The sequence below is a fragment of the Acidobacteriota bacterium genome (assembly GCA_040754075.1).
Taxonomy (GTDB): Bacteria; Acidobacteriota; Blastocatellia; order UBA7656; family UBA7656; genus JBFMDH01.
This window is the reverse complement of sequence record JBFMDH010000034.1, coordinates 40,244-53,150: the sequence shown is the minus strand read 5'-3', so window position 1 is coordinate 53,150 and position 12,907 is coordinate 40,244. Positions and strand designations below refer to the sequence as shown.

The window sequence follows — 12,907 nt, the reverse complement described above, 5'->3', positions numbered from 1 at the left end:
ACAAAACCGCATCGGCAATTTTTTGCATTACCTTTTTCAAAAGTTTTTCGATCTGTTTGTTCCGATATTTCCGTTTGTTCTGTCATCTTTGGGTTCATCTTTAAGTTCAAAGCATTGGGTTACAGGCGCAACGATAAACCTCAATCATTCGCCGCCTTTGAGATAAATCACGCGCGGTTTAGTGCCTAAATCTTCGAGTAATTTTTCCGCGCGGCTGCTCCTGGATAATTTCGCGACGGCGCTGGTCGGGTCAGCGATGTTGCCGAAAACCATCGCCGTCGTCGGACAGGTCTGCACGCAAGCCGGGGTGACATCGCCATCTTTCACCGGGCGATTTTCATCTTTGGCTTTCTCTTCGCCGGCGCGAATGCGTTGAATGCAGAAGGTGCATTTTTCCATCACCCCGCTATCACGAATTGAAACTTCCGGGTTCCAGGCTTTTTCGAGAGGCGCATCATATTTGGGGTCGTAAAAATTAAAGAAGCGCACCGAGTACGGGCAATTGTTGGCGCAGTAGCGCGTGCCGACGCAGCGATTATAGACCTGCGCGTTCAAACCTTCGTCGGTATGATAAGTGGCATAGACCGGGCAGACCGGCTCGCATGGCGCTTCTTCGCAGTGCTGGCACATGACGGGGCGAAACTTGACGCGCACGTCGGGAAATTCGCCTTCAAAATAACGTTCGATGCGAATCCAGTTGATGGTGCGCCCGCGCGCCGCTTCTTCTGCGCCGACCTGCGGAATGTTGTTTTCGACGTTGCAAGCGACAACGCAGGCTTCACACCCTGTGCAACGATCAAGGTCAATGACCATCGCCCACTGCGGTTTATTAGTTGTTGATTTGGCTTCGCTCATAGTTTTTTTAGTCTCGCGGTTCGCTGCGCTCCCAGTCTCGCGAGTCTGGCGAGTTTTAGAATTTCGATTGTGAATAACTCTTTAGGCTCGTCAGTCTGCAAGACTCGCCAGACTCGCGAGACTTTCTAGACTCGCGAGACCTTGCTCATCTTTTCGATTCAATATGCTCAGGCAATCCCGTGCCGAAGCGAATGAGTTTTCCGTCACTTGAAATCTTCGTCACTTTCACGCGAATTGGTTTTGAATCTTCAACCCAATCGGCAATCGGCAATTCAAACAGGTTGGTGCCAATATTTTTCGCATAACGTCCAAAACTCGTGTGTCCTTGACCGAGCGGCATGGCAATCACATCGGGGCGGATTGCCGGATACAAAACTACAGGAGCGCGCACGGCACCGTTTTGCGAAGAGACTTCAATTAAATCGCCATCTTTGATACCAAGTTGCGCAGCAGTCTTAGGATTAATCTCAACCCAACTGCCCCACATCACCGAAGTCAACGCATCCGGCAGTTCTTGAAGCACGGGCAAATTGGCCTGTTCGCCTGAACCATGTGTCGGGTGTTCGTAAGGCAAAAAGGTCAAAGAATATTCGGAATTTTCCTTTGCAACGGTAAGCAACGAATCATCGAGAGTTTTTGCCGGCGCAGTTCGTTGCGGTTCACTCGTTGTCTGATTTTTAACCTGACTGATTAAAAATCCCTTTTCGCTGAGCGGCGTCCAGGTATCTTCTTCCTCTTCAGCTTCTTCATCTTCAGACTCTTCGGCTTCAGAAGCTTTCTGTTTCGGAACCGGCGGAGCGCCGTTATTTGCAAAAGCGGTGAAATCCTGTTTAACGATCTCTTCGGCTGACGTAATGGGAATTGAGGAAGCCACTTTATCCCCCAACAAGCGACTAATGGCAATCAACACGTCGGCAGTTTGCCTAGTGTTGAATTCGGGTTGAACGACCGGTTTCGTCAAATTCACAATAAAATCGCTAGTGATGTCACTGGTAGTTAAATCCCAACTCTCTAAAAAAGTATGGTCGGGAAGCAGTAAATCTGCCAGTTCAGTTGTTTCATCAAAAAACGATGAAAAACTGGCGATGAAGGGAATGGCTTTCAACTTCTCTTTTGTTGCTGGAAGAACATAAACCGGATTGAACTGATGAATCATTAAAACTTCTATTGGGCGGTCAGCCAGTATCATCGGAATATTGCCATACCTGACATCGGGGAATCGGTCTACAGGGTTTAATTTTTTCAATGGAAAATTGTAGTCTCTATTCGATAACAACACGCCGCCTTTTTGATTAATATTACCGACCAAGGTGTTTAAGAAATTTCCCCACACTTGACCAGGCAAACCATTCGTCATGGCGACCGCATTACTAGTCAACGCAAGCGGCTTTTCAGCTTTCGCAAATTCACGCGCAACCTGAATAATTTTTTCGGCAGGAATATCGGTTAAAACGGCGGTTTTTTCAGGCGCGTAGTTTTCAAGCGATTTAACAAACGCCGCATCAGGCGCATGCTTAGCTAAACCTTCACGGATAATCACCTGCGCGATAGCAAGCGCAACCAATGCTTCACTGCTGGTTTTTGCAGGCAACCACTCATCAGCGTTTGCGCCGGTCAGCGACATTCGTGGTTCGACTTGAACGAATTTGCCGCGCGCTTTTCCGCTTGCGCGGCGAAACTCGCCATAGGCGCGGGCGTACATTAATGGCGAATGCCAATTTTCTAAAAACCGCGCACCAAATGAGAGTAAAAACGTCGCATTCGCTATATCAAAGACCGGTTTATTAACCCCTGGAAAACTATCTGAGTATCCACCTAGCGATTGTTCTTCGCTAAACAACGGTTTTACCAGATAAGCTTGCGAACCATACGCATTCATCAAACGCGATGCGACGTGCGCAGTAATCCCTCTCTGGTCAGTTGTAAAAAAGTGTGCGGCGTTTGCCTTTCCACCCGCGCTTAGTTCGCGCAGTTTATCACCAAGCGTCTTTATCGCTTCGTCCCAAGTGATTTCTTCAAATTGACCTGCGCCGCGTTCGCCCGCGCGTTTCATCGGCGCTTTGATGCGGTCGGGGTTGTATAGCACTTGCAGTCCCGCTTGCCCACGCGCACACAGCGCGCCGCGATTGACCGGGTGATTGGGGTTGCCTTCGATTTTATTGGCTTTGTGGTCGCGGGTTCTCACAAGAATGCCGCAGCCCGCGTCGCACATCGCGCAGGTCGAAGCTTTCCATACATCAATACCGGGGATGTATTCTTCATCAGGAATGAGCGCGGGAATGAGTTTTTCTTCCGGGTGCCCGCACGCCGAAAAGACGCCCGCTGCACTTGCGCCTACGCTTGAAAGGATGATGAATTCACGTCGTTTCATATCAGTGGTCGGTAGCCGGTAGCCGGTGGTCGGTAACTGGCAGCGAGTAATCGGTGCCGGTTATTTATTCTGTGTTTTGCTTCGTAAAAATCTGATTAAACCGTTCAGCAATCGCCCTACCTCTCCTGTTTTAGCCAATAAATGATTTGCTTCTGATGAAGCCAGATAATTGAGCCGTGCGGCTATTTGAATATGCGTTTCCAACTCTGTTAGCGAACCGGGTGCGACATATAGAAATTGAATAAATTCTGAGTCATATTGCCGCCCTTGCCCTTCCGCGATATTAGCCGGAATTGACACGGCAGCGCGTTGTAACTGATTGGTCAATCCATAAACTTCGCTCTTTGGAAAAGCTTGTGTGACCCGATAGCATTCAACAACCACATCCATTGCTCTCTGCCAAACTTCTAAATCTTGATAGCTTTTTGAAGTCATACAAAATCCCGGAAGAATCAAAGCCACCGGCTACCGGCTACCGATGGCATACGTAACAATCGATGCTTGCCTGACGCTGGCGATGACAATCCAAACACCAGCTCATGGTCATGTTGACTTCGCGTTTGACTCCGGGCGATGCGGTCACCTCGCCGTGACATTCTTTGCACTCCATTTTGGCTTTGAGGTGCGGCTTATGCGAAAAAAAGACATTGGCTTCGCGCTCGAAATAATAAACCCGCACCCACTTGGGTTGTTCTTTGCGCTTGTAAAATTCCGCGAGTTTTTGAATCTCCGGGCTTTCGGTTTTGACCGCGACGTGGCAGCCCATACAGGTTGAAATATTCGGGATCGTCGCGTGCGGAGATTTATCGGCATTTTCATGACAGAAATCGCAATCAAGTTGCGGGCCGTCTTGGCTCACAACGTGCTGCCAGTGATTGTATTCAATCGGTTGTTTGGGCGCGGTTGGGCGATTTGTGGCGCGAGGGATGAAAAATCCCAAGGGCACAAAGATGATGACGAGAAGCGCGATGATTTTTAGGCTTCGGCTCATTCAGATTTCGAGTGTGTGCTCAAGAATTTGTCGGCGGTCACAGATTAAATCATCAAACCGGCATTTTAGAAAAGCAGGGAATGATTTTTTTGATTGATGAATTGATAAATGTGGTTCAGATAATCGAGTCGGGAATCGGGAGTGGGGTTTTAGTCGGGTTTCAAAATTCGTGAATGCTCAGACGGAAAATCATTGTTCTACATTCCGTTTCATCCGCCCGATCCGGGAATCAAGATTCAAACTGATTCCTGAGCCGGTTGATTTTCCATCAATCTACTTCGCCTTAGAAAATTGTTTTTATAGCAGTTTGCAAAACTATTTACTCAAGTTGAGAAAGCGGTCTTTGACCGGGTTTCCCGTCATACGCGGTCAAAGACCGCTTTCTCAACCGAGGCTGAGTAAACTCAATCGCAAACCGCTCTAGTTCGCAAACGCAGAGGGCACAGAGTTGCAGAAGGTCACACGACGGTTTCTACAACTGCTGTGTCTGCTCCGCGCGGAAGCGGCGAGACACTTTATGCCCAAAATGCTCTACCCGCTTTGACTCAATAAATTTTCTGCACGCTGACCCCGGCGTAATATTTTTGCAGAATGCCAATGTAGGATTGTCCCTGTTTAGCAAGTCTGGCTGCGCCGATCTGGCACATGCCGACGCCGTGTCCCCAGCCTTTGCCTGTAAAAATAAAGTTGGTGATTTCACCCTGGGCGTTGCGTTCGCGTTCAATCATTAAAGGATTTTCTTTGAGTCCGAATGCCGTGCGAATCTGTTGCCCGCGCAGTTGCAGAGTTTTATTCGAGCCGACGATTTCGAGTTCAACCACGCGACCCGACGCGCCATATTTGAGCGGCGTAATGGTTTCAATGTCGCCGACATCAATACGAGCGCGTGTCAAACGCCTGGCTGTATCATCGGGGCTTAAACTCTCCTGCCATTTCGAGGCGTCTGCGACCTGCTCTCTTGCGACATCGCGATGCGCGCCATCGACTTCGAGGAAATCAATTCGCCCGCTGGCGTTCAAATGATAGGTGAGGCGTTCGCCACCGATGATGCCGAGGCGTTCAACCGCGTAGCTGTGGTCGCCGAATACTTTAAATAACCGCGCGTCCTTTTCAATTTCTACATCCTGTTGCCCGTTCGCTGTCCTCGATGGACGTGCGCTTGCCATCGTCACAGATGGGGTTCGCGCGATGGCATTTCTGGCTGCGACAATCGTCAACACGTTGTTTTTTGCAATGACAGCGGTGGCGCTCTGTAAATTTATCGTGCCGGTTTGCGATTTGAACCGAATGGCGCGGGCAAAGGTTTCAAGCGCATGAGCGCGTGTAATGGACGAGCGGGTGTTGATTTGCCCGCTTCCCGGCAAACGCAAAATGTTGTCTTTGATAAGCAAGGCTAAATCGGCGCGCATCTCGCGCGAAACTTCTTCGCCGCCAAGTCCCGCCAGGAGATAATCGGTTTCGGATTGCGACATAAACAAGCTTTCGCGATTTTCGCCGTAGGTTGCAAGCGCAATCAATGTTGCAAAAGACGGAAGTTTGGTGATGTCGCGTTTGTTCGAGCGCAGCAAAGCCATTTCATGGTGGATGTCAAAGGCGTTTGTTTCATCGCGGCTCGAAGAGTCCCGGCGCGAATCTCTTGGGGCAATTTCCCGCGTCAGTTTCGCGGCGCGTTCAGCCCACGTCTGCAATTCGCTGCGGTCAACCGCATCGTCCAGATAATCTTTGGAAACCTTATTGGGCAGGTTGAATCCTAAAACCGCAAGCAGGGCGACATCACGCGACAGCGAATGCCCGAAGGGTTCATTGAGTTGTTCAAATTTGGCGACCGATGCAAGCTCGCGGCTTTGGGTCAAATCCTTATCCATCGCGCAATCAACCGAACGCAGATAACCGATTGCCCGACCGCTAAAAATATTTTCACTGTTTTCGGTTTTGCCGCCACAATCCGCCGTGTAGAGGGCTTCGATGGCGCTGCCTTTGCCGCTTTCATTGAACGTTAAAGCGACCACCCCGCGGGTCTCTTCGACGGCGCGATTGGTGGTGGGGTGTTCAACCGAATAGCCGCCATAAACTTGTGAACGCTGGTCATCGCGCAAATCAAATCCTTCATCTTTAAAGCGCCCTAAAGTCGCAAGCGCATAGGAGCGCGCCGCTACCGCCTGCGCTTTTAACGCTTCGATTTGCGCAATCGAAGGCGAGAGTTCAACGGGAACCACGCCGCGCAAATAATCTTCCATCGGCAGGACATTGATAACATTGATGCGCCCGCGTTCATTGAGTTTCAGATGAATGTCGCCGCGATAATCCTTGCCGCTTACGCGAATGGTCAAGGGTTTGCCGGTTGATGAAGCAGCAGTTTTCGCTGTGCGATAGGAACGGTTTTCTTGGTCATCACCGGCTTCGATATCAGAGGCTTCGGCGGAAATGATAAGCGTTTTATCGCTTGCGGCAATCATTTTGCTGGCGCTGAATGCGGCAATCTGGGTTGTGAGAATCGCCGGTCGCGAATTGGGCGCTGCGGGTTTTGCTACATCCTTGCTTGCCGGTTGGGCTTTGTAGGTTACCGGTTTGGTGCTGCTGGTGTTTTTTGCGGCGTTGTTTTGTATGGCGACGAGTCGCGCTTTGCCGTAACCGGCTTCGCGTAAAACCGCGAGCATATCCAATGCCTGAACTTTCGATTTGTAATTGCCGGTGATGATTTTATAAGTGCCGTTTTGCCCGTCGTAGCTGTATTTCGCAGTCTGGTCATAGCGGGTTTTGACATTTTCAGTGATGCGTTTGGCTTTGGCTAAATCGCTGGCAGAAGTGATTTCGACATGATAGGCGCTGCCGGTGGCGGTGATGGTGGTCGAAGTCGGCGGTTTGAGCGGCGCATCGTCAGAGGCCTGCGCGATGGTGTCGGGTTTGGTCGGTTGGTGAATTTCGGCAAGGATTTGCCCGTTGGCAAAAACTTTTTTATCCGACGAATTTGCGCGAATCGCCAGTCCGGTTGCTGAACTGAGCGCGACGGATGCGACATCCGTAACCAGTGCGATGCGGACGAGGGGCCCGCTTGCGCCGTAACTATTGGTCGCGCTGGTGCGCGTCGTTGATGAAGTTGCACTTTTGTTGATGGTCGCGCTGGTGCGATTTTTACTGTTTTGCGCCAACGTCAGATTGTTAAAAGTCAAACCGGTTACGAGTAAACCGACAAGCGCGAAAGCCAGGCTTCGCTTGTAATAGAGAAAACTTCTTTGTGAAAGCATGAGAGATCACCGCCAGGGCGCATAATAAACAGTCACCGTGAGTGTGATTGTATCTCCTGCATTTGAGGGGTAGCCGTCGAAGGGCTTAGCTGTGTATATCGCTTGTCGCGCGATGTTGTCAAGCGCAGAAAATCCGGTTGAGCGCAGTTGTTGCAAAGAAGCGATCTCACCGCCGCGCCGAATGACCAATCGAAAGTCAGCAGAAACGCGGTCGCCGAGCAAATCTTTGACCAATTCTTTCGGATAAATGCGTTCGTTGACCTTTTTGATTTTGGCGCGAATATAGGCATTGTACTGGGCTTCGGTTTCCTGTGTGCCGAAAGCTTTATTCTGTTGGTTTCCGGCATTGGGAGTTCCCGCAGGGGTAGCCGGTTGCGCCTTGGTGGCGGGTTCACTCGGTTGCGGCGCGGGCGCTGTGGCAGGGGGTGAGGTTGCCGGTTGCGATGAAGTTTCCGCTGTTGCAGGGGTTGGCGGCGCAGTTGCCGGTTGCACGCTTGGGCTATCGGCGGGGCGGGGGGCGGGCGTCGCTGGGCTTGCCGTCGCCGTGTTTGCCGTGCCGCTTCCAGAGGTGGCGTTGTTTCGCGTCCGTTCAACCTGCTTTTCAATCTGGGTGGCGCTCGGCAGTTTGGTTTCTACGCCGCGCGCGGTGGTCGGATTGGGCGACCGCGCCAGCAAATTTTTATCGTTGGCATTATTGGGGTCGTATTTTAACTGGCTGAGGTCTGCGCGTTCGAGCGGTTCATTAATCGAACGCGGCAGTAAGCCTTTATTCGCGGGCGGCGCAACTTCGACAATTTCGACGCGCTCGCCTTGCCCGCGCGCTTTTTGCTCGGCGAATTCCATCTTCAAATCGAAACGAACGAGAATGGCATAAAATATGAGATGCCCGATAATCGAAGCGATGAAGATTCTGGCAAAGCGGCGGTCATGACCAAGTTGCCGCCAAAGCGGCTCCAGCAGCCAGTTTGCGGTCGGTTCATCGGTGAGGTAATTTTCTAAAGTCTTCAGCACAACTTCACTTAATCAAATTCTAAATTTCTATCGACAACTTCATCTGGGTTTCCAAACCTGTATGTCAGAAATATTATCAAAATCATTATCGTTGGTTGCAAGGTGTTCGATGCCGAATTTTTTCATGGTCGTAAGAATGAGCGCGTCATTGGTGAGCAGGCGATATTGAACGGACAGTTCAGTTGCGGCTTCTAACAGTTCCAAAGTGATGGGTTCAACAATTACATTTAATCCTCGGATGATTGGAGGAATTGCTTTATGCAAATTTAATGAATCTAGCAACTCTGGGTGTTTTTTTACTCTTGCCAATATACCTGCCCGGGGAATGCCATGCAGAGCAACCAACTCTGTCATCATCACTTTATGCACAGCATCAGCAAGAATATCTGACGAAATCACCCGTGTTAATTCGCCCTGTTCCACCCGATATAAAAAATCCGAACATTCCTCCGAAAGTGGTGGGGTATCAAAAATGTGATAATAAACGATGTTGGCGTCAATAAAACAAACCGCTCCTTGAGGAATAGCTCGCAACATAGAGTTAATCCTCAAGCAAACTATATTTATCCGAATCGCCTATTTCACGAAAAAGTTCCGGATCACCTTTAATGCGGTGGCGGCGTTGATAATCAATCAAACTGACAGGATTGACTGTCAGCTTCACCTTTTCGTTTTCGGAAATATCCTTAACCGGCGTTAAAGGCTTGAAAACTCCGTTCTCATAAATCGCTTCAATGGTTATGCTCATCGCCCGTCCCTCCACAGACGATTCTATCATCAAGTTTCGGCTAATTCATACTGCGCGATTCGAGTTCCGCATAGGGGCGCAGTTCTTTCATCAACTGGGCGAAATCCGCAGGCGTGAGCGATTGCGGGCCGTCCGACCAGGCTTCCTGCGGGCGCGGATGCACTTCGATAATCAAGCCGTCTGCGCCTGCGGCAATTCCGGCTTTCGCCATCGCTTTAACCAGGCTGCGCTTGCCTGTTGCATGCGACGGGTCAACGATGACCGGCAGGTGACTGAGTTCATTCAAAACCGGCACCGCGGCAATATCCAGAGTGTTGCGGGTCGCCGTTTCAAAGGTGCGAATGCCGCGTTCACAAAGCATGATTTGTTCATTGCCGTGCGAAGCGATGTATTCGGCGGAAAGCAACAACTCTTTAATCGTTGAACTCATGCCGCGTTTCAGCAGCACCGGTTTACCGACTTTACCCAGTCGTTTCAGCAAGGCGAAATTTTGCATATTGCGCGCCCCGACTTGCAGAATATCGGAATATTCGGCAACCAGTTCGGTGTCATCGGTGGTGACGATTTCAGTGACGACTTTCAGCCCCGTCTGTTCACGCGCTTCGGCTAATAGTTTCAAGCCTTCTTCTTCAAGCCCTTGAAAATCGTAAGGCGAGGTGCGCGGTTTATATGCGCCGCCGCGCAAGATGTGCGCGCCTGCGGCTTTGACGGCGTGCGCGGTTTCCAGCAACTGGTCGCGGGTTTCAACCGAACAGGGACCAGCCATCACAATCAAATGTTGGTTGCCGATTTCCAAATCGCCGACGCGAACCGTGGTCTTCTGTTTTTTGAGTTCACGGTTGACCAGTTTGTAGGGTTGCAGAATTGGCACAACGTTTTCAACCCCCGGCACCGATACCAGACTTTGCAGGTGGTCTTTGTTGTCGCCGTGCCCGACCGCGCCGATGACGACGCGCTCTTCGCCGCGAATCAAATGCGGTTTGTATCCGTACCGTTCGATTTGCAGGCAAACTTCCTGAATTTGTGCTTCTGTGGCTTCCGGCTTCATTGCGATAATCATTTCTTCTCTCCTCATGGTTTTGCTCCTTTTGGCTTTGCGCCTTTGCGGTATCACGCGCTGAATACCGGGCGCAAAGACGCAAGGAAAAATTTAGTCTTTGCTGCGATAATATGACCCCAGCACACGGTAGCTTTCGGTCATCTCCGATAAGTGCGATAAAGCGCGTTGGACATTCAAATCGGTTTTATCGCCTATCAAATCCAGATAAAAGGTGTATTCCCACGGGCGACCTTCAATCGGTCGCGATTCGAGTTTGGTCAAATCAATATCCCGCAACGCGAACGCCGCCATGGCGCGAAAGAGCGAACCCGGAATATTAGCCACGCGAAAGATAATCGAAGTTTTTCGCGTATCGCTGGTCGCCTGGGGGTGAATGTCGCTGGCGCGTTCGGGTTTGGTAAGCAGTAAAAAGCGTGTGAAATTTTGCGGGTTGTCTTCGATGCCTTCGGCGATAATATTTGCGCCATAAGCTTGGGCAGCCATGGTTCCGGCAATCGCCGCTTCGTCCGCGCGTCCGCCCTCCATCATCAATCGAACGCTTCCGGCGGTGTCGTGCGCCGAAATCGCTTCAATCTGCGGGTGAGCGCGTAAAAATTTTTCGCACTGCGCGAGCGCCACCGGATGCGAATAAATGCGCCGCACCTCACCAAGCGTCACCTTGGGCGGCGCAATCAAGTTATGAACAATGCGCAGATTGATTTCACCGATGATTTCAAAATTGTGTTCTTCGAGTAAATCGTAATTTTTATGAATCGAACCGGCGAGACTGTTTTCGATGGGCGCAAGCGCCGCGTCAACCGCATCGGTGGCAACCGCCGAAAACATTTCGTCGAACGAATGGCAGGGAACACTTTGAATGGTTGCGCCGAGCAGTCGTTTGGCTGCCGCTTCACTGAACGCGCCGCGTTCGCCCTGATAGGCGACTTTGGTTGAGGTTGTCTGATCTGTGGTCATGAAAAATATTCGTCCTGAAAAATTTAAAAGCCCGCTGCCTTCGTTTGAAGGAGCGGGCTTTTAAAAACCTTTGCGATGTTTATCGGTTTACACCATCGCGTTCCCCGCTCCTCTGGCGATGCTAAAAAAGCTAAAGTAAAAGTAACGCCACGCGCCCTGCGTGTTGGAGTGGGAAGTGAATTTTGAATGATGGTGATTCATAAACCTGATTTGACTTTGCGCATTACAAAGTCAGGCGGCATTATCGGCAATCGAGCGCGAAGTTGTCAAGCGCGATGCTGATTTTCGCCGTTCGTCTTTTCGGGTTCATTTTTCAACACAATTTTTAATCGTCCCCTTGCGCGAGGAATAATTTATCTTGGGATTCGGCGGATGAAGCGGATTCATCGGATGCCTTCAAACCGCCCGACCTGCTCAATCCGACGAGAAGTTTTTCCCTTTCAAATAATCAGCATTGAATTGGAAGATGGAACTTTCCTGAATCGTTTACAATTTGTTGCAAATTATTTTTCGGTTAATGGTTGGTGTTTTGCAGAAATTCAATTAAAGTATGTGCACCCTTAATTTCGGGTAGCCAAGCGTCCGATAGAGCCGAATTTCTTTGCACCGGGAGCTTAAAATGTTGAGCTTCAAAAAAACTTTAGTCCTGCTTGCTGCACTCCTGCTATTTGCCGTCAGCACAACGGCTGCGCCGCGTTCGGACGACTCATCTTCGCAAGAGCATTTCGACGCTTTGTTTGACGGGCACAAAATCGTCAATGTGGTTGATGACTTTCTCAATTTCTGGGAACAGGCGCGCGGCAAAAAAATGAGCCGCCAGTACAAACTCTGGAAACGATTGGTAGAGAGCAAGCATCAGGAATATTTCGACCGCGCCATTTATCAAAACGCCACGCCGCCCGAACGCCTCGTAATGCTTCATCAATTTCTGATTCGGGTGCCGTCGCGCATTAATCGTTTGCGCGAATTCAACAAGATTGCCGAAGAAGAACTGCGCATCGCGATTTATAACTTCAAATCGCGCTTCCCGTTTTATCATCAACGACAGGATATTTTCATCGGTCTCAGTTTTTTCCTGTTCGATGGTTCGGTGCGTCCTGTGGGCAACGAAAATGGCGTACCCGACACCCTCTGTTTAGGCGCAGAAGTGCTGACCGAATACAACATCGAGCAATTGCAGATTGCTTTCACACATGAATTTTTTCACCTCTATCATTTCAATTACCTGCTCAATCAACCGACGCTGGCACAGGTGCGCACCGCGCACATCCCTTTGATTGTCGAGGGTCTCGCGGTTGCCGGAGCCGAAACCGTCTATCCGGCGATGCCGCCGACGCTGTACTTGCATTTCACCGATAAGCAATTTGAATCGCAGCGCGAAGAACTCGCCGCCAGTGCCCGCAAATTTTTGGAATTAATTAAAGCTGAAGCCACGCCCGACAAATATGAACAATGGTTTACCGATGCTGCGCCAACAGAGGTGCCCAAACGCGGCGGCTATCTGTTAGGTTATGAAGTCGTGCAACGCATCATGGCAATGTATACACTCGACCAGATTGTTCGCATGCCACCCACGCAACTGCGCGAACATGTCGAAGAGCAACTCGCCGCCATCGCCGCCGAGCGCGTGCTGCTCATCGAAACGGCTAACTGAATACTCACCTTTTGCGGA

At 50.3% G+C, this 12,907-nt stretch carries 11 protein-coding genes; 1 reads left to right on the top strand and 10 read right to left on the bottom strand.

From position 1 onward, the window contains the following. Window positions 1-144: 144 nt before the first annotated feature. The 10 genes from AB1757_26260 to pheA form a co-directional block, all read right to left on the bottom strand. Window positions 145-855, bottom strand: coding sequence for a 4Fe-4S dicluster domain-containing protein (locus AB1757_26260; GenBank protein ID MEW6130566.1), 711 nt, complete (start codon window positions 853-855; stop codon window positions 145-147). 145 nt (window positions 856-1,000) lie between these two features. Then, window positions 1,001-3,226: a molybdopterin-dependent oxidoreductase gene (locus AB1757_26255; GenBank protein MEW6130565.1), complete on the bottom strand. Its 2,226-nt coding sequence runs from the start codon at window positions 3,224-3,226 to the stop codon at window positions 1,001-1,003. Between the two features lie 60 nt (window positions 3,227-3,286). After that, window positions 3,287-3,661 (bottom strand): four helix bundle protein, encoded by a 375-nt coding sequence (locus tag AB1757_26250; protein MEW6130564.1) that lies wholly within the window; start codon window positions 3,659-3,661, stop codon window positions 3,287-3,289. A 37-nt stretch (window positions 3,662-3,698) separates the two neighbouring features. Continuing rightward, on the bottom strand, window positions 3,699-4,217 hold the full coding sequence (locus AB1757_26245; protein ID MEW6130563.1) for a cytochrome c3 family protein: 519 nt from the start codon (window positions 4,215-4,217) through the stop codon (window positions 3,699-3,701). A gap of 545 nt (window positions 4,218-4,762) precedes the next feature. Further along, entirely contained in the window at window positions 4,763-7,462 is a 2,700-nt protein-coding gene (locus AB1757_26240; protein MEW6130562.1) for a SpoIID/LytB domain-containing protein, read from the bottom strand. A gap of 6 nt (window positions 7,463-7,468) precedes the next feature. Then, on the bottom strand, window positions 7,469-8,473 hold the full coding sequence (locus AB1757_26235; protein MEW6130561.1) for a TonB C-terminal domain-containing protein: 1,005 nt from the start codon (window positions 8,471-8,473) through the stop codon (window positions 7,469-7,471). Between the two features lie 39 nt (window positions 8,474-8,512). Further along, entirely contained in the window at window positions 8,513-9,010 is a 498-nt protein-coding gene (locus AB1757_26230) for a type II toxin-antitoxin system VapC family toxin (GenBank protein MEW6130560.1), read from the bottom strand. A gap of 4 nt (window positions 9,011-9,014) precedes the next feature. Then, window positions 9,015-9,221: an antitoxin family protein gene (locus AB1757_26225; GenBank protein MEW6130559.1), complete on the bottom strand. Its 207-nt coding sequence runs from the start codon at window positions 9,219-9,221 to the stop codon at window positions 9,015-9,017. A 40-nt stretch (window positions 9,222-9,261) separates the two neighbouring features. Further along, window positions 9,262-10,281, bottom strand: a complete 1,020-nt coding sequence (gene aroF, locus AB1757_26220) for a 3-deoxy-7-phosphoheptulonate synthase (protein ID MEW6130558.1) — start codon at window positions 10,279-10,281, stop codon at window positions 9,262-9,264. A gap of 90 nt (window positions 10,282-10,371) precedes the next feature. Next, a complete protein-coding gene (pheA, locus tag AB1757_26215) occupies window positions 10,372-11,235 on the bottom strand; it encodes a prephenate dehydratase (protein MEW6130557.1) in 864 nt (287 codons plus the stop codon). Between the two features lie 619 nt (window positions 11,236-11,854). Here pheA and AB1757_26210 point away from each other — a divergent pair. Then, window positions 11,855-12,889, top strand: coding sequence for a DUF2268 domain-containing putative Zn-dependent protease (locus AB1757_26210; GenBank protein MEW6130556.1), 1,035 nt, complete (start codon window positions 11,855-11,857; stop codon window positions 12,887-12,889). The last annotated feature ends 18 nt before the right edge of the window (window positions 12,890-12,907 follow it).